Here is a 21,865-nt window from a genome sequence, read left to right as displayed (position 1 = left end):
GGTGTCAGCCGTGCCTGCGGCGGTAGGCGGCGGCCGCGCCCGGGTGCAGCGGGACGGTGCCGGTGCCGATGAGGAAGCGGCCGTCGAGGAACTGGGTGCCCGCGGCCTCGGCGGGAACGAGGGCGTCCGCGTGCCGGACGAGCAGGTCGACGAGGGCACCCGCGGTCTCGTCGGGCAGGGTGGCGGTGGCGAGGAGCAGGTTCGCGACGCCGATCGTGTGCACCGCCGGACTGCCGGGGTAGGCGTCGGCGGGAATCGCGACGCGGTCGTAGACTGGGCCGTAGGCCTCGCGCATCGGCGCGGCCAGCGCGCCGAGGTCGAGCAGCCGCATGGGGTCGGGCACGGTGAGCGCGGCGGTCGGCACCCCACCGGCCCACAGCAGGGCGTCGATGGTGCCGTCGGTCAATGCCTGGGCGGCCGCACGCAGCGGCTGATGTTCGACGGCGACGTCGGCGGGGTCGAGACCGGCCGTGCTCAGCAGGCGCGCGCCGGTGACGGCGGCGCCGGAGCCGGCGGCGCCGAGATTGACGCGGCGGCCACGCAGGTCGCCGATCTGCGTGAGCGGGCCGTCGGCGCGGACCGCCAGCTGCAGATAGTTCTCGTACACGCGGCCCAGGGCCACCACGCGACCGCCGAAATCGCTCGCCGAGTCGGCCAGGGCCAGCGCGGTGTCGACCTCCCCGTCGGCCACCATCCGCAGGTTCTGCTGCGAGCCCGCGGTTTGCACCGGTTCGATCCGCAGGTCGCCGGTCTCGCGCGCGACGGCCGCCAGCAACTGGGCGAAGGCGAAGTAGAAGCCGCCGTCCTCCCCGGAGGCCAGCCGGACCGTCGCCGGGCTGCCCGAATCGCAGCCGAACACCCCCGCCGATGCCAGCGCGGCCAGGGCCAGCATCCGGCGACGGCTGATCGGCGCCCCGCTCATCGCGCCACCGCCGGGACCCGGACCGCGACGGCGAGCCCGTGCGGGCGCACCGCCTCGACCGTCAATGCGCCGCCGCGTGCTTTGGCGAGGGCCTGGGCGATCGACAGGCCGAGACCCGTGCCGCCCGCGGCCGCCGCGGAACCGCGGAAGAACCGGGCGGTGAGCCGGTCGAGTTCGTCGGGGGCCACGCCGGGTCCGTCGTCGGCGACGCGCACCGTCACCGTGCCCGCCTCGGCCGACACCGTGACGACCGCGTGCGCGCCCGATCCCGCGTACCGGCACGAATTGCTCAGGGCCACATCGAGAATCTGGGCGAGCGCGGCGGCGCTGATCGCGGCGAGCGGGCGCGCGCCACCCGGCACGGCCGGGACGGACGGCGGCGCGGTGCGCAACCGCATCCCCGCCTCGTCGAACGCGGAGGTCCACGCGTCGAGGCGATCGGCGACGACCTGCGCCGGATCGCAGCACTCCTCGGCGGAGGCCGTCGTGCCGAAGGCCGCGGGTGTCTCGGCGACGGCCAGCCGCAGCAGATCGTCCAGCAGCGCGGTGAGCCGTTCCACCTCGGCGGTGGCGCCGCGGAAGGTCGGCGACGCCGCGGCGGGGACGGCGGATTCGAGCGAGTCCAGCCGAATCGTCAAGGCGGCGAGGGGATTCCGCATGGCATGGGCGGTGTCGGCGACGAGCTGATGCTGCGCGTCCGCGGAGTCGGCCACGGCGGTGGCCATCGCGTCGACCGACTCGGCGAGCGCCCTGACCTCGGGCGGACCGCCGTACCGCCGGGTGATCGGGGCGCGCCCGCGTGGCTTCGGCAGGGTCGCGGTGAGGTCGGTGACCGCGTCCGACATGGCGGCCAGCGGGCGCAGCACCCACCGGCTCAGCACCAGCGCCAGCAGCACGAACACCACCATCGCGCCGAGCGCGCCGACCGCGATCACCGCCCACACCCGGGCGATGTCCGTGCGCGCGGCCGCCGTGGACGCCTCGATCACGACGGCGCCGTTCACCTGCACACCCGAGCCGACCGGGCGCGCGATGAGCATGACCGGCGCGCCCCACGGTGTCAGCCGGTCCACCTGCTGCGGCCGCTGATTGCGCCGAGCCGCGGCCACCGCGGCACGAATCTGTGGATCGTCCACCGCGACACCGGCATTGACGATCGGCGCGCCGCGGGCATCGACGACGAGCACGTTCTCGCCGTACAGCTCGTGATAGCGGGTCACCTCGTCGGCCAGCGCCCGCACGCCGCCGGTCGACCCGGTCGCGTCGGCCAGGGTGGCGAAGCGGTCGGCGTCGCCGGAGCGGCCGAGCACCAGCTGCTGGGTGCGGCTGGTCGCGGCGGTCAGCGACAGCGGCACCGCGAACGCCAGCACCGCGAGGGCGGCGAAGACGGTCAGCGCGCTCAGCAGCCTGCGCCGCACGGCGGTCCTCCGGTGCTCACTCGCCCCACCGATATCCGTAGCCGCGGATCGTCGTGATCAGGCCCGGCCTGCCCAGCTTGGCGCGCAGCCCGGTCATGTGGACGTCGAGGGAGCGCGAGACCGCCACGAAGGCGTCGCCCCAGATGCGGTCCATCAGCTGCTGCCTGCTCACCGCCGCGCCCGGACGTTCCACTAGGACCTCGACGAGCTCGAACTCCTTCTGGGTCAGCGCGATCGGCGCGCCTGCCACCTCGACGACCCGGGCCCGCAGGTCCACCCGGACGTCACCGGTGACGACCTCCGTCCTGGCCCGCACGGCGACGGCGGCGGCCCGGCGCAGCACGGTCTCGAGCCGCGCCATCAGCTCGGCGATGCGCGGCGGCTTGACGACGTAGTCGTCGGCGCCAGCGCGCAGGCCGCGCACGATGGACCGTTCGTCGCTGCGGGCGGTCAGGATCAGGACGGGGATCGCGCTGACCTCACGCAGTTGGCGCAGGATCTGCAATCCGTCGGCGTCGGGCAGGCCGAGGTCGAGCAGCACGGCGTCGTAGTCGCGGTGGGCGATGAGCAGATCGGCGCCGCGGCGCAGCCGCTCGGCCCGGTAGCCCCGCGCGGACAGCGCCTCCACCAGGGCGTCGCCCACTCCGTCGTCGTCCTCGACCACCGCAAGCCGCACGCGCCGATCCTCCCACAGGGGCAGGACCGGCGCGGATGCCGGACGGTCAGCCACGCACGGCGGCCATCGCCGGTTCCGGCTCGACCGGGTCGGCCGCGACAGCGCCTTCGGCGTCGATGGTCGATTCGGTCGAGGTCTCCCGCATGAAGTAGTAGGTGAGCAGCGAGATCGCGACACACCCGGCGACGTAGAAGAAGTACAGCGACTCCAGACCGGCCTTCTTCAGAGCCAGGGCGATCATCTCGGCGGTGCCACCGAACACGGCGACCGTGAGCGCGTAGGGCAGCCCGACGCCGAGCGCACGGATCTTGGTGGGGAACAGTTCGGCCTTCACGATCGAGTTGATCGAGGTGTAGCCGGTGACGATCACCAGCGCGGTCATCATCAGGCCGAAGGCGGCGAACGGGTTCGAGGTGTGGGCGAGCAGGGACATGATCGGCACCGTCAGCAGCGTGCCGGAGACACCGAAGAAGATGAGCAGCTTGCGGCGACCCACCCGGTCCGAGAGGCCACCCGCGATCGGCTGCAGCACCACGAACAACAGCAGCGCGAGGAAGTTGATCCAGGCCACGGTGTCCTTGGAGATGCCCGAGGTGTTGATCATGAACTTCTGCATATAGGTCGTGTAGGTGTAGAACGCCACGGTGCCGCCCATGGTCAGGCCGACCACCAGCAGGCATTCCCTCGGGTACTGCAGCAGCACCCGCAGCGAGCCGCGTGCGTTGCCGGTCGACGTCGCGGCGGATTCGGCCGAACCGGCGACGGCCTTGAACGAATCGGATTCGTCCATGCCGCGCCGCAGCAGCATCACCACGATCGCGCCGCCCGCGCCGATCAGGAACGGGATGCGCCAACCCCAGCTGTACATCTGCTCGGCGGTGAGCACCTGCTGCAGGACGATCTGCACGCCGAGGGCGGTGAGCTGGCCCGCGACCAGGGTGACGTACTGGAAGCTGGAGTAGAAGCCGCGACGGCCGGGCGAGGCCACCTCCGACAGATAGGTCGCGCTGGTGGCGTACTCGCCGCCGACCGAGAGACCCTGCAGCAGCCGTGCCAGGAGCAGCAGCACCGGGGCCGCGATGCCGATGGTGGCGAAGCCGGGTGTCACCGCGATCATCAGCGACCCGGCCGCCATCACGGTGACCGACAGGGTGAGCGCGGCGCGGCGGCCGAACCGGTCGGCGTAGCGCCCGAGGGCCCAGCCCCCGATCGGGCGCATGATGAAGCCGACCGCGAACACCGCCGCGGTCGAGAGCAGTTGCGCCGTGGGATCACCGTCGGGGAAGAACGCCTTCGCGAAGTACACGCTGAACGCGGCGTAGACGTACCAGTCGTACCACTCGACGAGGTTGCCGATCGAGCCGCGCAGCACGTTCGCCACCACTCGACGTTCCCCACCGGCCTGTGTCGTTGTCACCTTGGACCTCCTCTATCGGCGCGGCATTGCGCCGTCGGAGACCACTGTGTCGGCTGTCACAGGCGGGACGGAAGCCGCGCGGGAGGTTCCTAACGTTCCCTTAGGACGATCGCCGGGTCAGCTCTGCGCCGGGTAGTTCTCGGCGCGGAGCAGGCGGGCGAGGTGGGCGGCGTTGCGCGCCATGGTGCGGGTGGTCGCGCGGACCGGGTCGGGTGTTTCGGGCAGGTCGCTGTAGTCGACGCCCTGCATGGCTTCCCCGTTGCAGTACGTGCACCCCTGGGCGGGGATGGTGAATCCCACGTCGTCGAGCGCCTGAAGGTGTCGGCGACGATCTTGTGCGCGCCGTCCTCGTTGCCGACCACGGCGGCGATGCCCACCTTGCCGAACAGGATGGGCCTGTCCGCGTCGTCGGTGCTGGACAGCTCGGCGTCGAGGCGCTCGAGCACCCGCTGCGCGACCGAGGACAGATGGCCCAGCCAGGTCGGGGTGGCGAGCAGCACGATGTCGGCGTCGAGGACGCGACGCCGGATCAGCGGCCACTGGTCGCCGTCGCCTTCGTCGGCGCTGACGCCGGGCCGGATGTCGAAATCGGCGATGCGGATCGATGCGCCGTCGGCGCCCGTATGCATCCGGTCGCCCGACTTCCACTCAGCGGTGGTTCCCGGATCGGTCAGCGTGAAACGGGAACCGGTGGCCGAGGATCACCGGCGCGCGGATCGGCGGCGTTCGAGCAGGGGCCGCACCAGCCAGGTCACGACGAACAGCGCGCCGAACAGCACGCCGGCCACCACCGCGGCCAGCGGCCCGGCGACCACGTCGAAGAGCAGGACGGCGACCCCGACCAGCGCGACGCCGAGCAGAGCCAGTCCGCCGAGCGCGAGCTGATGCGCCGTGTGGACCAGCCAGGCGAGCTGATGCTGCCGGAAGACGATCCGATGGGCCGCCACCGGCGCGACCAGCAGCGCGGTCGCGCCGATCGAGGACGACAACACGATCAGGTACAGCACCCGCATCGGTGTGCTCATCGCCTCGAAGCGCGGCTGGAACGGCAACACGATCAAGAAGCCGGTGAGGAGCTGGACCCCGGTTTGCACCACGCGCAATTCCTGCAGCAGCGACGACCAGTTCCGGTCGAGGCGTTGCGTCTCGTTCTCGCCGCGGACATCGAGATTCCAGGCGGAGTCGTCCATCGGTCATCACCTCGCAGTGCGCGTTCCCACAGCACGCGCATACCCAGTTCCGCGTCGCCGATTCGGACGCGCGCGGCCGGGTACGCGCGCCCTGTGAACGTGCCGACCGACGAAAGGTGGTCACCATGGCCGTCTGCGACACCTGCGGCAACGAATACGCCAGGGCCTTCACCGTGAGCCGCGACAGCGAGAACTGGACTTTCGACAGCATCGAATGCGCGGCGTCGAAGATCGCGCCCAGTTGCGCGCACTGCGGCTGCCGCGTCCTCGGCCACGGCGTGGAATCCGCCGACACCGTGTACTGCTGTGCCAACTGCGCCCGCCACGCGGGTCACGACGCGCTGGTCGACAGCGCCTGAATCCGTAGTCGAGGAAAGGAACATTCATGCCCCAGCACACCCTGACCGGAAAGCGCGTCGCCATTCTCGCCACCGACGGAGTGGAACAGGTCGAACTCGTCCAGCCGCGCGCCGCGGTGGAGGACGCGGGCGCGACCACGTCGCTGCTGTCCCTGGAATCCGGCACCATCCAGGCGATGAATCACGATGTCGAGAAGGGCGACACGTTCCCGGTCGACCAGGTCGTCGCCGAGGCCAGCCCCGACGATTTCGACGCGCTGCTGCTCCCCGGCGGCACGACGAATCCGGACAAACTCCGGCAGGATCCGTCGGCGGTCGGTTTCGTGAAGGAATTCGTCGCCACCGGAAAACCGATCGGCGTGATCTGTCACGGGCCGTGGACCCTGGTGGAAGCCGATGCCGTGCGCGGCCGGACCCTCACCGCCTATCCCAGTGTGCGCACCGATATCCGCAATGCGGGCGGCACGGTGGTCGACGAAGAAGTGGTGACCGACAACGGACTCGTTTCGAGCCGGAATCCCGGTGACCTCCCCGCGTTCTGCGCCAAGATCGTCGAGGAATTCGCCGAGGGCAGGCACTGACGCTCGGGTGCGCTGATTGGAAATCCCCGGCCGGGCTATATCCGCCGTGTGATGGTATTCCGAATCCCGGGCGTCTACCGCCCGCAGGCCGACACCTGGTTGCTGGCCGAGACCCTGCGGCAGGCACCGCTGCCCCGCGGCGGTTCCGTGCTCGACGTGTGCGCGGGCACCGGCATTCTCGGCTGCACCGCGGCCGGTCTGCTCGGCGCCCAGCTGACCGCGGTGGACATCTCGCGTCGCGCCCTCGCTTCGGCCTGGCTCAACTGCCGGGCCAGGGGGGTTCCGGTGCGACTGGTGCACGGCGGCTTCGAGTCCGCGCGCGCACTGCCCCGGTTCGACGTGGTGGTGGCGAACCCGCCCTACGTCCCCGCGCCGGGGACGCCGAGCCGCGGTCGCGCCAGGGCCTGGGACGCCGGGCCGGACGGCCGCAGCGTGCTGGACCGGCTGTGCGCCACGCTGCCGGATCTGCTGACCGAGCGCGGCGTGGCGCTCATCGTGCACTCGGCGCTCAGCGACGCCGAGCGCACGGTGACGCAGCTGCGGGCCGGCTTGGCCGGTGCCTCGGTGGTCGCGCGGGCGCGCGTCGCGTTCGGACCCGTCCTGCGGTCCAGGTCGGTGTGGCTGGCCGAACGCGGACTGATCGAGACATCCCAGCGGACCGAGGAATTGGTGGTGATCCGTGCCGAACGAGAACCCAGTGTCGAGCTCGCGCTCCCGTGATCGGCGCCGCGTGGAGTACACCGCCGACGGTCCCGCGCTGATCGAGGGACCGGTGGAACTGCACATGCCCGACGGCCGCGTGGTGCGCAGCGACCGCTTCGTGGTGGCGCTGTGCCTGTGCCGCCGCTCGGCGAACTATCCGCTGTGCGACACCAGCCATCGCCGGACCAGGAGACAGGCCACATGAGCGCCGCCGCCCGCCCGCTTCCCGAGCCTCGCGGGGAACTGTCCCGCGCCACCGCCGAGGTGCTACTGAAGGACCCCGGCTCGCCATTGCCCGCAATCGCGCCGGGCCACGCCTGCGACGAGGACCTGCTGCTGGCCCTGCACACCTGCTATGAGCTGCACTATCAGGGATTCGCCGACGTGGACGAGGACTGGGAATGGGACCCCGGCCTGCTCGCGTGGCGGGCCGCCCTGGAAGCGGTTCTGCTCGCAGACCTGCGCGAGCACGTCCCCGGTGGCGACGACGTGCACGCCGAACTCGACCGTCTGCTCACCGCGCCGCGCACCCAGCCGGACATCGCCGGATTCCTCGCCGACCAGGGCGAGCCCGGCCAGTTGCGCGAATACTTCGCGCACCGTTCGATCTACCACCACATCGAGGCGGACCCGTACGCGTGGGTGATCCCGCGGTTGCGCGGCGATCCGAAGGCGGCGCTGGTGGCCGTCGAGTTCGACGAATTCGGCGGGGGGCGTGGCGAGAACGTGCACGCCCAGCTCTATGCCGACCTCCTCGCCGGGGCCGGCCTCGATCCGGGCTACCTGCACTATCTCGACGATGTCGGCGCGCCCATGCTCGCCCTGGTCGACATGATGTCGCTGTTCGGGCTGCACCGATCGCTGCGCGCGGCGACGGTCGGTCACTTCGCCGCCGTGGAGATCACCTCCTCGCCCGCCTCGCGACGGCTGGCCGAGGTCGTCGGTCAGCTGCTCCCACATCCGGATTGCGTCCGCTTCTACACCGAGCACGTCGAAGCCGACGCCGTGCACGAACAGGTCATGCGTCATCGCGTCATCGACGGTCTGCTCGCCGCCGACCCCGCGCACGCGGCGGGCATCGTGTTCGGTATCCAGGCCACCGATCTGCTCGAGAGCCGCTTCACCGAGCACGTTCTCGGCGCGTGGCAGCAGGGGCGCAGCTCGCTGCGGTCGGATCGCTTGCTTTCGAAACTGTAAGTTTCGTATGCTGGCCCGGTGGTGAAGGCGAAGCAGTCGGGCGGGCGGCCCCGCGAGCAGCGGGTCGACACCTCGATCGCGGCGGTGCTCGATCGCGCGATCGGGCGCGGCGAACTCGCGAGTCGGCCCGATCCCGCACTGGTGCAGGCACTGCTGCTCGGTCCGCTCTACGCGTGGCTGATCGTGCTCGACGAAGACCCGGCCCGCGTCCCCGAGCTGGTCCGCGTGGTCGCGACCACCGCGCTCGCCACCGGCGTCGTTCCGGCGTAGGCGCACACCACGCCGTCCGGTCCGCTCATGGAAATGCGTGACATCGAGATCTTCCTGACGCTCGCCGAGGAACTGCACTTCGGCCGGACGGCCACGCGGCTGCACATCAGCCAGTCCAGGGTCAGTCACGCGATCAAGAAGCAGGAAAGGCGCATCGGCGCACCGCTTTTCACCCGCACGAGCCGAGCGGTGGCACTCACGCCCATCGGTGCGCAGCTGCGTGACGAACTGCGGCGCGGCAGCCTGCTGATCGAATCGGCGGTCGCCAGGGCGCGGTCGGCCGCGCGCGGGATGGGGGAGGTCCTCACGGTCGGCATCATGGGAGCGCTCGGGCACGTCATCGCGTCCCCGCTGCGTGCCTTCGCCGACGCCTATCCCGGGATCGAGCTGGTGCTGCGGGAGGCGCACTTCGCCGACCCGCTCGGCCCGGTGCGCGCCGGCGCGGTCGATGTCCAGCTGGTGTGGCTACCGCTGCGCGAACCCGACCTCACCGTCGGTCCGGTCGTGCTGGCCGAACCGATGCGCCTCGCGGTCGCGAACACCGACGAATTGGCCACTCGCGCAACGATATCGCTGGAGGATCTGGGCATGCGGAGCCTGTGTGATATCGGCACGGTCGCCCCGGGCTACTGGGCGGACGAGCTGATTCCCCCGCGTACGCCGTCGGGCCGTCCGATCGGGCGCGGCCCGTGCGTGCACACCTTCCAGGAGATGCTGGCGACGATCGCGACCGGGCGGGCGGTGGCCCTCGTGCAGGAGCACTGCGTGCACTACTACGCCCGCCCCGGCATCGCGTACGTGCCGATGTCGGACGGGCCGCGTTGCCGCTGGGCGTTCGTGTGGCGCACCGACGCCGAGAACGCCGTGATCCGCGCGTTCGGCGCGGTCACGGGCGCCCTCGACGTCGCGTCACCGGTCGGCGGTGGCCAGGGGAGCCGGTGACGGGGCGCTCGCCCGCCAGATGCCGACGAGCAACAGCGCCACGGCGGTGGTGGCCAGCAGCCAGGGCGCGGGTTCGAAGATCAGCCGGCAGCACGCCGTCCAGGCCAGCAGTGGCCACGCCAGGAACGCGGGCGGAGTGATGGCGCGACGCGCCAGGGCGGCTGGGAGGCAACCCCGGCGCGGCCGCGGGTTCGCCCTCTACGGGTGAAACAAGCGGCGCCCCTTGGCTTTGTGATGAAAGCCGCAGGTTTGCTGCGGATGTTGCCAGGACCACACTCCGTGGCCCACCATGGATCTCGACGTTTCTGAAGCCGAGGAAATACCGTGACGCACTTCGCCGCCCGCCTCAACGAGCTCTTCGACAATGCCGCCGCGCCGGGCGCGCCGCAGTGCACGAACCGTCACGTCGCCCGCACGTTGCGCGCGGCCGGGCATCGCATCTCGGCGCCGTACCTGTCGCAGCTGCGGTCCGGTGACCGTTGCAACCCGTCACCCAAAACCGTTGCGGCACTGGCGGAATACTTCAAGGTCGAGCCCGCGTATTTCTTCGTCACCGAACTGCCCGACCCGACCTCCGACGACCATGTGATCATCGGCAGCCTCGAACTCGCGCAACCACGCGCGCTGCTGACCCGCGTGATCGGTCTGTCCAGCGAATCCCTCGACATTCTCGTCACCATGGCGGAGCGCCTGCGCGCCGGCGACGGCCTGCTGGTCGACATCCACCACGACGCCTGATCACGCTGTGTGTCAAGGGATCTCGATCAGTTCGGACCCCTGCGCAGCCGGGCGAGAGCCGCGTCGCGGGTGATGCCCGGCGGCAGCTGGGTCAACCACCACGTGGCGCCCGCGCGTTCATAGGCCGCGCGCTCGTCGTCGGTGGGGGCGGCGATCGCGACGTCGTAGTCGGTGAGATCGCCACCGCGGTGCTCGGCGACGATCGCGAGCATGGCGGCGAGCTCGGCTGGTGTGGCTTCCGGGCACAGCCCGTCGTAGCGGGCCGCGCGCCGCAGCGGTGCCTGACGGACCGACTGGGCGGCGACCCAGATCGGGATACGTGGCCGCTGCAGCGGGCGTGGCAGGAACTGGAGATTGTCGACCGGGAACGCCGGACCCGGGTGGTCGACGACCTCGCCCGACCACAGTGCGGTGAGTACCGTGAGTGCCTCGTCGAGCAATTTTGCCCGGTCGCGTGGCGCCGTCACTTCACCGAGGCGGGCGAATTCGCCGGTGGCGTCGGAACCGAGGCCGACCCCCAGCACGAGCCTGCCCGCGCTGAGCAGGTCGAGGGCGACGCTCTCCCGGGCGACATCCTGTGGGCGCCTGCGCGAGAGCGGCGTGACTCGCGGCCCGAGGACGACCCGCTGGGTGGCGGCCGCGATCGCGGCCAGCCCGATCCACGCGTCACCCACCGGCAGGCCAGGTTCACGCGGACGGGCGACGTGATCCCAGAGGAAGACCCCGTCGAACCCGGCTGCCTCGGCCTCGGCCGCCAGGTCCACCAGCACTCGCGGATCGGCCAGTTCGCCGAATGGTGGCAGGTACACCCCGTGTCGCAGGACCATGCCCGCAGTCTAGGGCTTGACCTCGACAATGGTTGAGATTTTAGCGTGGTGTCGCCCAGCGCATTCGACCAGAGGACACGCTCATGATTCTGCTGACCGGCGCCACCGGGAACATCGGCCGCACCTTGCTTCGGGAGCTCCACATCGGCGCGGACGAACCGCTCAGAGCGGTCACGCGGGATGTGGGCGGCGCGGAGTTCCCAGCCGGAGTCGAGGCGGTCGAGGCCGACCTGGCCGACGTCTCGGTGCTGCCCGCCGTCTTCGAGGGGGTGCGCGCGATGGTGCTGGTGCCGAATCTCGGCCCGGATGCCGAGATCATCGCGGCCGCGCGCAGGTCGGGGGTCGAGCACGTGGTCCTGGTGTCGTCGATCACCGTCGAGACCCACCCGCATCTGCCCGCGGCCGCGGGCAACGCGCGTGTCGAGAAGCTCCTCGCGGCGAGCGGCATGGACCTGACCGTGTTGCGGCCCACCCAGTTCGCCTCCAACGCGCTCCTCTGGGCCGCGGAGATCCAAGCGGGACAACCGATCCGGCTTCCGTTCGCCGACACCGCGCTGCCCACGATCCATCCCGGTGACATCGCCTCGGTGGCCCGGGTCGCGCTGACCGAGCCGGGCCACCGCGGGCAGCGGTACGCGCTGACCGGACCGGCGCCGATCAGCGCACGCAGGCAGATCGAGACCCTGGCCGCGCTGCTCGGCCGCGAGATCGACATCGTCGAGATCACCCGCGCGCAAGCCCTCGCACGCATGCGCGAGGTCTTCGGGGACGCCGCCGACGCGGTCCTCGACGTCACCGGCGGCGACGTGAACGACGACCTGCTGCGTGTGCGCGACACGGTCACCCGGATCACCGGCTCAGCCAGGACTTTTCAGCGCTGGGCCGAGGAGAACGTCGAGGCTTTCCGCTGAGTCAGCGTGGCGTGACGCCGTGCTCCGCGGTGGCCTCCCCGCGGACGCGGGGCGCGGTGTCGTGCGTGTACAAGGTCGCGGGTCCGAGGCGCCGTGTCAGGCCGGCGAGCAGTGCGGCGCACCCCAGCCCGGACAGCACCAGGCCGGTGCCGAAGAGGGCCGGGTAGCCGAACAGGTCGCCGACGATGCCCGCCGCCATGCCCGCCGTCCCCTGGACCACGACGATGGCACAGGCCAGCAGCGTGTAATCGGTGCCCGCGTAGTCGGGGTCGGCGGCGTCCATCATCAGGGCGAACACCGCGACGGTCGCCGCGCCACCGAAGACGTGCTCGGCGAGGGAGGCGGCGACGAGGAGCTCGAAGCCACCCAGCCCCAGGGCGGCGACCAGATACAGGGCGATGCTGGCGGTCTGGGTGACACCCCCGAGGAGCAGGGCGCGGCGCCGCCCGAAACGGTAGGCCAGCCACCCGCCGACGGCGGCGCCGGCCAGGGCCCCGGCCGAGGAGAGCACGCCCTTGACGAGCGCGATCTGGCCGAGATCGAGCCCGGCGTCGGACAGGAACGGCCCGGTGAGCGCGGCGGCCATCGAGTCACCGAACTTGAACGCCCCGATCAGCGCGATGAAGGTCAGCACGCCGGGTCTGCGCAGCCGGGTCAGCCAGGCCACCGGCATCGCCACCGAACGCGGGCGCGGTGCGCGGTCGGCGACCGGTTCGCGCAGCAGCCACACCGGCACCGTGGTGAGCAGGATCAGCGCGGCCATGGCTAGGAACAGCAGCCGCCAGCCGGACACGGCGAACAGCCACAGCAGCGCGCCACCGCCGACGATCATCCCGATCCGGTACGCGCCCACCTGGATACCGTTGCCGAGACCGCGCTCGCGTGGTCCCAGCAGACGGACGGCCAGGCCGTCGGTGGCCACGTCCTGGGTCGCCGAGAGCAGGTTCACCACCACGATGCCGACGAACAGCCAGCGCAGCGAGGCCGACAGGTCGAGGCAGGCCAGCAGCATCGCGATCGCGGCCGCGGTCAGCTGCAGGACGAGCAGCCAGGTGCGGCGGGTGCCGTACCTGTCGACATAGGGCGCCCACAGGAATTTCAGCGCCCACGGCAGGAACAGCACCCCCGAGGCGCTGATCGCCACCAGCGAGAAACCGGATTCGCGCAGCACCACCGGCAATGCCTGGGTGAAGAAGCCGAACGGCAGACCCTGGGCGAAATACAGCGACGACAGCAGCGCCAGCGTGCTCGCGGTGATCACACCCGGACGGGTGGTGGTGCTCATGGGGTCATCGTCGCAGAGCCGGCGCCCGCGCGCCGAGCGCACCCATTGTGATCGCGCTGCGCGCAACCGGTGAGCGTGCGGCCCGGCCGGGTCATGGTGAGGACATGACATCCACAGAGAAGGCACGCGTCGCCGATTCCGCCCTGGACGAGCTGTTCGCCCCGATCTTCGCCCGCATCGCCGAGGGCGCCGTCGCCCGCGAGACCGATCGGGAACTCGCGCACACCGAGATCGCCGCCCTGCGGGCCGCCCGCTTCGGCGCGCTGCGGGTGCCGGTGGAGTACGGCGGCCACGGCGCGAGCGTGCGCCAGCTGTTCCGCCAGCTCATCGCCCTGGCCGCGGCCGAGTCGAACCTGCCGCAGGCGCTGCGCGTGCACTTCTCCTTCGTCGAGGACCAGCTGCTCGCCGACGCCGGGCCGGGGCGGGAGCGGTGGCTGCGCGCGATCAGCGCGGGCACGCTGGTGGGCAACGCGATCACCGAGCCGGGGGTCGGCGCCGTCGACCGCTACCGGACCCGGCTCACCCGCGACGGCGAGCACTGGCGCCTCGACGGCACCAAGTACTACAGCACCGGCTCGCTGTACGCCGACCACATCCTCGTCGCGGCGGACCGCGACGGCGAACGCGTGGGCGTGCTGGTCGGCGCCCGCGCCGACGGTGTGCGCCAGCACGACGACTGGGACGGGTTCGGCCAGCGGCTCACCGCCAGCGGCACCACCGAGTTCGCCGCGGTCCGCGTCACCGACGAGCAGATCCTCGGGCCCGGCTACGGGGTGCCCGGTCCCACCTACGCCACCGCCTACCTCCAGCTGGTCCAGCTCGCGGTGCTCGCAGGCATCGCGCAGCGCGCCGAAAGCGATGTGCGGGAATGGGTGTCGCGCCGCACCCGCGGCTACACCCATTCGGCCGCCGATCTGCCCCGCCACGATCCGCTCGTGCAGCAGGTGATCGGGAAGCTGTCCGCGGCCGCCTTCGCCGCCCGCGCGACCGTGCTCGCGGTCGCCGATCTGCTCGACGAGGTACTCGCGGCGGGCGCGACTGACCACCGCGCGCTCACCGAGGTGGAACTGGCCGCCGCCCAGGCCCAGCTCGCGGTGATCGACACCGTGCTGCCCGCGACGAGCCTGCTGTTCGAGGTCGGCGGTGCGTCCATCGTCTCCGAAGGCCTTCGCCTGGACCGGCATTGGCGCAACGCGCGGACCATCTCCGTCCACAATCCGGCCATCCAGAAGGCACGGGTGGTGGGCGATCATCTGCTCAACGGCACCGACCTGCCGTTCGGCTGGAGCGCGGGCGAGCGGGCCGCGGTGGAGGGGGACCGATGACGCGGCGGATCCGGTTCAACGCCTTCGACATGAACTGCGTGGCCCACCAGTCGCCGGGACTGTGGCGCCACCCCGACGATCAGTCGCACCGCTACAAGGAGCTCGGCTACTGGACGGAGCTCGCCCGGCTGCTCGAGCGGGGGCGCTTCGACGGTCTGTTCATCGCCGACGTGCTCGGCATCTACGACGCCTACGGCGGCAACGACATCGCCGCGCTACGCCAGGGCGCGCAGGTGCCGGTGGCCGACCCGCTGCTGCTGGTGACGGCGATGGCCGCGGTGACCGAGCATCTCGGTTTCGGCGTCACCACCGGCACCGGGTTCGAGCATCCGTTCCCGTTCGCCCGCCGCCTGTCGACCCTGGACCATCTCACCGACGGCCGGATCGGCTGGAACGTGGTGACGGGCTATCTGCCGTCGGCCGCGCGCAACATGGGCGCCGACGACCAGCTCGACCACGACGACCGCTACGACCAGGCCGACGAGTACCTCGAGGTGCTCTACAAGCTCTGGGAGGGCTCGTGGGAGGACGACGCGGTGGTCCGCGACGCCGCGAGCGGGGTCTACGTAGATCCGGCCAAGGTGCACCACATCGGCCATCGCGGACGGCATTTCAGCGTGCCCGGCATCCACCTGTCCGAGCCGTCGCCGCAGCGCACGCCGGTGATCTATCAGGCGGGCGCCTCACCGCGCGGTGTGCGCTTCGCCGCGGAGAACGCCGAGGCGATCTTCGTCGCCGCCCCTTCGAAACGCGTACTCACCCAGACGGTGTCGCGGATCAGGGACGCGCTCGAGCAGGCGGGCCGCGATCGCTACGCGGCGCGCATCTACGCCCTGGCCACCATCGTCACCGACGCCACCGACGAGGCCGCGCGCGCCAAACACGAGGAGTACCTGTCCTACGCGAGCGTGGAGGGCGGCCTGGTGTTCATGTCGGGGTGGATGGGCATCGACCTGTCGCGCTACGACCTCGACGATCCCATCGGCGAGGTGCACAGCAACGCCATCCAGTCGGCGGTGGCCGCGTTCCAGGAGTTCGACGACGACGGGCGCGAGTGGACCGTACGCGACATCGGCCGCTGGGCGGGCATCGGCGGCATGGGACCGGTGTTCGTCGGCTCGGGGGAGACCGTCGCCGACCAGCTGCAGGAGTGGGTGGCCGACACCGACCTGGACGGATTCAACCTGGCGTACGCGATCACCCCGGGCACGTTCGAAGACATTGTGCGGCACGTGGTTCCGGTGCTCACGGCGCGAGGCGCGTATGCCGCCGAATACAGCGGCGGCACCCTGCGGCACGCGCTGTTCGGCGCGGGTGACCGGCTCCCGGACGGGCATCGCGGCGCGAGTTACCGCGTGGGCGGGCCGAATTCGACCGTGCTGGCCGACGCGGTGGCCCGGCCCGGTTCGGCCATCGACTCCCGCTGAGTACAACCCTGCTGCGGCGGAGCGGAATCGCGCACCATTCCGGTATGACATCGCAGAATCCCGCTTCACGTTCCACGCGTTCGGCCGCGATCGTCGGCGCCGGACAGACCGGCGTCTCCGCGGCGCTAGGTCTGCTCGACGCCGGCTTCACGGTCACGCTCTACAGCGACCGCGACCAGCCCGCCCTCCGCGACGACGTTCCGGCCACCGGCACCGCCCTGGAATTCGGTGAGGCCCAACAGGCCGAGCTGGCACTCGGACTCGACACCTACACCGCCAGGGCTCCCCGGCACACCGGGCTCAGCGTTCGTGTGGTCGACCCCGACCGCAACGAACTGATCGCCTTCGACGGCGCTTTCGACGGCTACGTCGGGGTCGCGGTCGACACCAGGCTCAAGGCCGACGAACGGCTCACCGCGTTCCGCGCGCGCGGTGGCCGCTTCGTGGTCGAGCAGGTCACCCCGGAAACCCTGGACGGTATCGCCGCCGCCCACGACCTGACCCTCGTCGCGACCGGCCGCGCGGGGCTGTCCGATCTGTTCCCCATCGACACCGGCCGCACGGTCTACGACGCACCGCAGCGGAAGCTGCTCACCGTGACGGTGACCGGCCTCGGTCACGACCCGGACGTGTTCGCCCATCGCGGCCCGGCCGGCGGCGCGCACAGCGGCTTCTCCATCTTCGCCGATCAGGGCGAGGGCTGGTGGGGTCCCTACCTGCACAAGGACGCGGGCCCGAGCTGGGCGTTCCTGGGCTGGGCCCGGCCGGGCAGCGACTGGGAGCGCCGCTTCGCCACCGCGGACTCGGCGGCATCGGCCCACCGCGTGGTCACCGAGCTCTACCGCGACTACGCGGACTGGGATCTGCCGGAAGTGCTGGCCACCAGGGTGATCGAGGACGACCCGCACTCGTGGCTGACCGGTTCGGTCCGGCCGGTGGTGCGGGCGGGCGTCGGCCGCACGGCGAGCGGGCATCCCGTGGCGTCGCTGGGCGACACCTCGGTGGCCTACGACCCGATCGCCGGACAGGGCGCGCAGAGCGGCCTGATCCAGGCGCAGCGCCTGGTGGCCGCCGCCGCGGTGCACGACGGCGCCTTCGACGAGGCCTGGATCGCGGCGCGCTACGCCGAATTCCTCGCCGCCCGCGGTGATGCCGCCGCCAAGGTGACCCGTCTGTTCCTCAGCGACCCGGCGTTCGCCGACATCGGCGGTCAGTTCTTCGCCGCCGCCGCGGTCGACCCCCGGTTCGCCTCGGCCCTGGTCGGGCTGCTGCATCAGCCGCGGCCCCTCCTCGGCGTCGAGACCGTCGACCAGGCCGGGGCCTACATCGAGCAGGTCACCGGCGTACCCGCCGCGGAGCTGCTCGCTCGTTTCCAGCCCGCCGGACGGTTCGCGCGCTCCGGGTACGCGGGGGCGCTCACCCGCGCCTGACCCGATCACTCTGCACGACAACCGATCTCGTTGCCGGGTGGTGGCGTCCTCCGGGGCACCGCGACGGCGTCCACCCGGCAACGACACGGACAGGCACTCGAAACTCCCGCTCCGTGGTCACCGGTGTTCCGCCCGTGACGGCCGCGTGGGAGCGTGGTGGGGGAGTGCTGTCGTTCGAGGAAGGTCGCCGTCGATGCGGGGAATCAATCACATCGTGCTGTTCGTGGCGGACCTGCCGCGCAGCCTCGGCTTCTACGAGGACGTGCTCGGGTTCGAGCAACTGCCCGAGTCGTTCCCCGGTGGCGCGTTCCTGCGTCATCCCGGCTCGGCCAACGACCACGACCTCGGCCTGTTCCAGGCCGGGAGGCCCGCGGCGCCCGGGGGCTCGGTGGGGCTGTACCACGTGGCGTGGGAGGTGGACACGCTCGCGGAACTGGCCGAGGTCAGGAATCGGCTCGCCGCCGCGCACGCGCTGACCGGGGCCAGTGACCACGGCTCGACCAAGGCCCTCTACGCTCGCGACCCCGACGGCATCGAATTCGAGGTGTGCTGGCTGGTCCCCGACGAGCACGTCGAGGAGGCCTTGGCGCCGGGAACGGCGCTGACCGCGCCCTTGGACATCGCCGCCCAGATCGACCGATACGGCGCGACGACCCCCGGCGGGCCTCGCACCGATCCGCAGGTCTGGGCGCGCGTCGCGGCACGCCGGGCCGCGTCGTCCTGAACGCCGCGGTGTGGGCACCCGGCTCGTGGTGGGTATGTTGCCCAGTGACGAGGAGGTGCTGATGGGTGCAGGCAACGGGCGGGTCCCCAGCCGCTGGGAGGAGCTCACAGCCGCGGATCCGGCGCATTCCACCTGGTACGTGGAGCGATTCCGGAATCTCGCCGCCCAGGGCGAGGACATCGTCGGCGAGGCGCGGATGGTCGACGCGATGCTCGGGCGCGGCAGCCGCGTACTCGACGCAGGATGCGGAGCGGGCCGGACGGGCGGCTATCTCGCCGGTTCCGGGCACACCGTCGTCGGTGTCGATGTGGACCCGGTGCTGATCGAGGCGGCACGGTCGGACCATCCTGGTCCGACCTGGCTGGTGGGCGACCTCGCCGAACTGGATCTCCCGGCCCACGGCGTCGCGGCCGATTTCGACCTCATCGTGTGCGCGGGCAATGTGATGACATTCCTGGCGCCCAGCACGCGACCGGCGGTACTGACGGGATTCGCCCGGCATCTCGGCCCGCGCGGGCGCGCGGTGATCGGTTTCGGCGCCGAGCGCGGCTACCCGTTCCCCGAATTCCTCGCCGATGCCGAATCATGCGGTCTCGCAGCCGATCTGCTGCTCTCGACCTGGGATCTGCGACCCTTCGCCGACGACGCCGATTTCCTGGTCGCGGTACTGTCGCGCGCGCACTGAGCGCTGCCCTTCCCCCTTCTACTGTATACACGATTCCGGGCCCTCATGAGGCGCCGAATTGTCGTCCATAATCGCTCGCGAAAACCGAAACCACCAGGTGAGGAGTAGCGCGATGGCGTATGTGCTCGACTTCGGCGACATCGACCGGACCCAGGTCGCGATGGTCGGCGGCAAGGGCGCGAACCTCGGGGAACTCGCGCGCGTCGACGGTGTCGCGGTGCCCGACGGGTTCTGCGTGACGACCGAGGCCTTCGCCGCGGTGGTGGCCGCCGCGCCGTCGTTCGACGAGCTCCTCGACGAGCTCGCCGGGCTCGCGCCCGACGACCGCGCGGGGATCGGCGCGCTGAGCGCCCGGCTGCGTGGCGCCGTCGAAGAACTGCCGGTCCCCGACGCGGTGGCCGCCGAGATCCGCGCCGCGCACGCCCGGCTCGGCGCCGACGACGCCTACGCCGTGCGCTCCAGCGCGACGGCCGAGGACCTGCCGACCGCGTCGTTCGCGGGGCAGCAGGACAGTTATCTGAACGTGGTGGGCGCTGCGGCGATCCTGGACCACGTGCGCCGCTGCTGGGGCTCGCTGTTCACCGAGCGGGCGATCACCTACCGGCTGCGCAACGGCTTCGACAGCGGGACGATCCGGATGGCGGTGGTCGTCCAGCGGATGGTGTTCGCGCGGACCGCGGGCATCATGGTCACGGCCGACCCGGTGTCCTCCGACCGCACGGTGGTGTCCATCGACGCCGGCTTCGGCCTGGGTGAGGCCCTCGTTTCCGGTCTGGTGAACGCCGACGTCTACCGGGTGCGCGAGGACGCCGTCGTCAGCGCGTCGATCGCGACCAAGAAGCTGGCGGTGCGCCCTGCTCCCGGCGGCGGCACCGAGGTGTGCGAGCTCGGCGAACAGTCCCGCACCGAGCGCGTTCTCACCGACGACGAGGTGCTGCGGCTGGCGCGGCTCGGGCGACGGATCGAAGCGCACTTCGGCGCCCCGCAGGACATCGAATGGTGTTGCGACGGGACGGAATTCCGCATCGTGCAGAGCAGGCCCATCACCACCCTGTTCCCGATCCCCGCTGCCGGGGACACCGCGAACCACGTCTACGTCTCGGTCGGGCACCAGCAGATGATGACCGACGCGATGAAGCCGCTCGGACTCTCGGTCTGGCAACTGACCAGCCCGGCCGTGATGCGGGACGCGGGCGGACGGCTGTTCGTCGACGTCACCGCGGCGCTCTCCGCACCGGCGACCCGCGCCGCCGTGGTCGACGGGCTCGGCAAGTCCGACCCGCTGATCGGCGACGCCCTGCGCACCGTCCTCGACCGCGACGGCTTCGTCCCCCTCGCGCCGCCCGCCGACCGGGCCACCGCACCGGCCGTGCCGACGCCGGAACCCCTGCCGACCGACCCGGCGATCGTCGCCGAGCTGATCGCGCACTGCGAGAACTACGTGGCCGAGTTGCGGCGGGCGATCGAACCGCTCGCGGGTCCGGAACTGCTGGACTTCATCGGCAACGACATCCAGCAGCTGCGGCGCACGCTGTTCCTGCCGCGCAGCCTCCAGGTGATCAATGCCGCCATCGACGCCACCTGGTGGCTCAACGACCGGCTGGGCGAATGGCTGGGAGAGAAGAACGCCGCCGACGTCCTCACCCAATCGGTCCCCGGCAACGTGACCTCCGAGATGGGGCTGGCACTGCTCGATGTCGCCGACGTGATCCGCCCGCTGCCCGCGGTCGTCGCCTACCTGACCGAGGTCGAGCAGCACGGCACCGACGCCGGGTTCCTCGACGAGCTCGCCGACCGGCCCGGCGGGGGTGCGGCCCGCGCGGCGATCGAGGGATTCCTGGACCGGTACGGCATGCGGTGCGTCGGCGAGATCGACATCACCAGGCCGCGCTGGCGCGAACGGCCCGCCACCCTCGTGCCGACCATCCTCGGCAATGTGCGCACCTTCGCCCCCGGTGCCGGACAGCGGCGCTTCGAGGACGGGCTGCGCGCCGCGGAACAGGCCGAACGCGAACTGCTGCACCGCGTCCGGGCCCTGCCCGACGGCGCGCGCAAGGCCGAGGAGACCGCGGCGACGATCGAGCGGGTCCGCACCTTCGCCGGCTATCGGGAGTATCCGAAGTACGCGATGGTGAGCTGCTACTTCGTCTACAAGCAGGCGCTGCTCCGCGAGGCCGGGCGCCTCGTCGCCGCGGGCGTCCTCGACGATCCCGAAGACATCTACTACCTGCGTTTCGACGAACTCGCCGCGCTGGTCCGCACCCGGCGGGTGCGCCCCGGACTCCTCGACGAGCGCAAGGACGCGTTCCGCTCCTACCAGTCGCTCACCGCGCCGCGCGTGCTCACCTCCGACGGCGAGGCGCTCACGGGCGCGTACCGGCGAGACGACCTGCCCGCGGGCGCGCTGCCCGGCATGGCCGTCTCGGCCGGGACCGTCGAAGGTCGCGCGCGGGTGCTCACCGACATCGCCCAGGCCGATCTCGCGCCGGGCGACATCCTGGTCACCGCCTACACCGATCCGAGCTGGACCCCGTTGTTCGTGGCGATCGCGGGCCTGGTGACCGAGGTCGGCGGCGTGATGACCCACGGCGCGGTGATCGCCCGCGAATACGGGCTGCCCGCCGTCGTCGGGGTGGAAAACGCCACCGCGCTGATCCGGGACGGCAGGCGGATCCGGGTGCACGGCACGGAGGGCTACGTGGAACTCCTCGCGGACTGACCGCGACGGCCGGCGGCGGGTGTGGTGCCGGTACCGTCGGGGGCCGGCCCGCACGCGGTGCCGAACCCGGACCGCGCGGCCGGAATTCGCGCGAAATCAGGTGTCCGCACCCCCGGACGT

At 71.5% G+C, this 21,865-nt stretch carries 22 protein-coding genes and 1 pseudogene; 15 read left to right on the top strand and 8 right to left on the bottom strand.

Going from position 1 to position 21,865, the window contains the following annotated elements; translation table 11 throughout:
- Window positions 1–4: 4 nt before the first annotated feature.
- From AB0H56_RS16935 to AB0H56_RS16910, 6 genes and pseudogenes are all read right to left on the bottom strand, one after another.
- Window positions 5–922 (bottom strand): TAXI family TRAP transporter solute-binding subunit, encoded by a 918-nt coding sequence (locus tag AB0H56_RS16935; protein WP_357163553.1) that lies wholly within the window; start codon window positions 920–922, stop codon window positions 5–7.
- A complete protein-coding gene (locus tag AB0H56_RS16930; protein ID WP_357163550.1) occupies window positions 919–2,340 on the bottom strand; it encodes a HAMP domain-containing sensor histidine kinase in 1,422 nt (473 codons plus the stop codon). The genes AB0H56_RS16935 and AB0H56_RS16930 overlap by 4 nt, the downstream gene beginning before the upstream one ends.
- A gap of 16 nt (window positions 2,341–2,356) precedes the next feature.
- Entirely contained in the window at window positions 2,357–3,016 is a 660-nt protein-coding gene (locus tag AB0H56_RS16925) for a response regulator transcription factor (RefSeq protein ID WP_357163547.1), read from the bottom strand.
- 46 nt (window positions 3,017–3,062) lie between these two features.
- Entirely contained in the window at window positions 3,063–4,433 is a 1,371-nt protein-coding gene (locus tag AB0H56_RS16920; RefSeq protein WP_357163544.1) for an MFS transporter, read from the bottom strand.
- A 117-nt stretch (window positions 4,434–4,550) separates the two neighbouring features.
- Window positions 4,551–5,038 (bottom strand): annotated as a pseudogene (locus AB0H56_RS16915) (NAD(P)H-dependent oxidoreductase); the annotation flags it as partial.
- Between the two features lie 96 nt (window positions 5,039–5,134).
- A complete protein-coding gene (locus AB0H56_RS16910; protein ID WP_357163541.1) occupies window positions 5,135–5,623 on the bottom strand; it encodes a DUF6328 family protein in 489 nt (162 codons plus the stop codon).
- Between the two features lie 125 nt (window positions 5,624–5,748).
- Here AB0H56_RS16910 and AB0H56_RS16905 point away from each other — a divergent pair, with 125 nt between their 5' ends.
- From AB0H56_RS16905 to AB0H56_RS16870, 8 genes are all read left to right on the top strand, one after another.
- On the top strand, window positions 5,749–5,982 hold the full coding sequence (locus tag AB0H56_RS16905) for a hypothetical protein (protein ID WP_357163538.1): 234 nt from the start codon (window positions 5,749–5,751) through the stop codon (window positions 5,980–5,982).
- A 26-nt stretch (window positions 5,983–6,008) separates the two neighbouring features.
- Window positions 6,009–6,563, top strand: a complete 555-nt coding sequence (locus AB0H56_RS16900; RefSeq protein WP_357163535.1) for a type 1 glutamine amidotransferase domain-containing protein — start codon at window positions 6,009–6,011, stop codon at window positions 6,561–6,563.
- Between the two features lie 51 nt (window positions 6,564–6,614).
- Window positions 6,615–7,283 carry a HemK2/MTQ2 family protein methyltransferase gene (locus tag AB0H56_RS16895; protein WP_357163532.1) on the top strand — a complete coding sequence of 223 codons (669 nt, stop codon included), beginning with the start codon at window positions 6,615–6,617 and terminating at the stop codon, window positions 7,281–7,283.
- On the top strand, window positions 7,261–7,470 hold the full coding sequence (locus AB0H56_RS16890) for a CDGSH iron-sulfur domain-containing protein (protein WP_232998997.1): 210 nt from the start codon (window positions 7,261–7,263) through the stop codon (window positions 7,468–7,470). The genes AB0H56_RS16895 and AB0H56_RS16890 overlap by 23 nt, the downstream gene beginning before the upstream one ends.
- Complete coding sequence (locus tag AB0H56_RS16885) at window positions 7,467–8,462, top strand: iron-containing redox enzyme family protein (protein WP_357163529.1); 996 nt, start codon at window positions 7,467–7,469, stop codon at window positions 8,460–8,462. The genes AB0H56_RS16890 and AB0H56_RS16885 overlap by 4 nt, the downstream gene beginning before the upstream one ends.
- Before the next feature lie 18 nt (window positions 8,463–8,480).
- The gene (locus tag AB0H56_RS16880) at window positions 8,481–8,732 is read left to right on the top strand and encodes a TetR/AcrR family transcriptional regulator C-terminal ligand-binding domain-containing protein (protein ID WP_357163526.1); all 252 of its coding nucleotides are present in this window, start codon (window positions 8,481–8,483) and stop codon (window positions 8,730–8,732) included.
- A 33-nt stretch (window positions 8,733–8,765) separates the two neighbouring features.
- A complete protein-coding gene (locus tag AB0H56_RS16875; protein ID WP_357163523.1) occupies window positions 8,766–9,674 on the top strand; it encodes a LysR family transcriptional regulator in 909 nt (302 codons plus the stop codon).
- A 324-nt stretch (window positions 9,675–9,998) separates the two neighbouring features.
- The gene (locus AB0H56_RS16870) at window positions 9,999–10,412 is read left to right on the top strand and encodes a helix-turn-helix transcriptional regulator (RefSeq protein ID WP_357163520.1); all 414 of its coding nucleotides are present in this window, start codon (window positions 9,999–10,001) and stop codon (window positions 10,410–10,412) included.
- A 26-nt stretch (window positions 10,413–10,438) separates the two neighbouring features.
- Here the strand turns inward: AB0H56_RS16870 and AB0H56_RS16865 are convergent, their stop codons facing one another.
- Window positions 10,439–11,239 (bottom strand): LLM class flavin-dependent oxidoreductase, encoded by an 801-nt coding sequence (locus AB0H56_RS16865; protein WP_357163517.1) that lies wholly within the window; start codon window positions 11,237–11,239, stop codon window positions 10,439–10,441.
- Window positions 11,240–11,322: 83 nt separating this feature from the next.
- Here AB0H56_RS16865 and AB0H56_RS16860 point away from each other — a divergent pair, with 83 nt between their 5' ends.
- Window positions 11,323–12,150, top strand: coding sequence for an NAD(P)H-binding protein (locus AB0H56_RS16860; RefSeq protein WP_357163514.1), 828 nt, complete (start codon window positions 11,323–11,325; stop codon window positions 12,148–12,150).
- A 1-nt stretch (window position 12,151) separates the two neighbouring features.
- Here the strand turns inward: AB0H56_RS16860 and AB0H56_RS16855 are convergent, their stop codons facing one another.
- Window positions 12,152–13,435: an MFS transporter gene (locus AB0H56_RS16855; RefSeq protein WP_357163511.1), complete on the bottom strand. Its 1,284-nt coding sequence runs from the start codon at window positions 13,433–13,435 to the stop codon at window positions 12,152–12,154.
- Between the two features lie 104 nt (window positions 13,436–13,539).
- On the opposite strand from AB0H56_RS16855, the gene AB0H56_RS16850 reads away from it, so the two are divergent.
- The 6 genes from AB0H56_RS16850 to rph all read left to right on the top strand — a co-directional run bounded on the left by AB0H56_RS16850 (window position 13,540) and on the right by rph (window position 21,745).
- Entirely contained in the window at window positions 13,540–14,760 is a 1,221-nt protein-coding gene (locus AB0H56_RS16850) for an acyl-CoA dehydrogenase family protein (RefSeq protein ID WP_357163508.1), read from the top strand.
- Window positions 14,757–16,187, top strand: a complete 1,431-nt coding sequence (locus AB0H56_RS16845) for an LLM class flavin-dependent oxidoreductase (protein ID WP_357163505.1) — start codon at window positions 14,757–14,759, stop codon at window positions 16,185–16,187. The genes AB0H56_RS16850 and AB0H56_RS16845 overlap by 4 nt, the downstream gene beginning before the upstream one ends.
- A gap of 44 nt (window positions 16,188–16,231) precedes the next feature.
- Complete coding sequence (locus AB0H56_RS16840; RefSeq protein ID WP_357163502.1) at window positions 16,232–17,617, top strand: styrene monooxygenase/indole monooxygenase family protein; 1,386 nt, start codon at window positions 16,232–16,234, stop codon at window positions 17,615–17,617.
- A 193-nt stretch (window positions 17,618–17,810) separates the two neighbouring features.
- A complete protein-coding gene (locus AB0H56_RS16835; protein ID WP_357163499.1) occupies window positions 17,811–18,341 on the top strand; it encodes a VOC family protein in 531 nt (176 codons plus the stop codon).
- Between the two features lie 61 nt (window positions 18,342–18,402).
- Window positions 18,403–19,026 carry a class I SAM-dependent methyltransferase gene (locus AB0H56_RS16830; protein WP_357163496.1) on the top strand — a complete coding sequence of 208 codons (624 nt, stop codon included), beginning with the start codon at window positions 18,403–18,405 and terminating at the stop codon, window positions 19,024–19,026.
- A 112-nt stretch (window positions 19,027–19,138) separates the two neighbouring features.
- Window positions 19,139–21,745, top strand: a complete 2,607-nt coding sequence (gene rph, locus AB0H56_RS16825) for a rifamycin-inactivating phosphotransferase (RefSeq protein WP_357163493.1) — start codon at window positions 19,139–19,141, stop codon at window positions 21,743–21,745.
- The last annotated feature ends 120 nt before the right edge of the window (window positions 21,746–21,865 follow it).

This window comes from Nocardia sp. NPDC050717 (assembly GCF_040654275.1).
Taxonomy (GTDB): Bacteria; Actinomycetota; Actinomycetes; order Mycobacteriales; family Mycobacteriaceae; genus Nocardia.
This window is presented reverse-complemented; position numbering and strand designations above follow the sequence as displayed.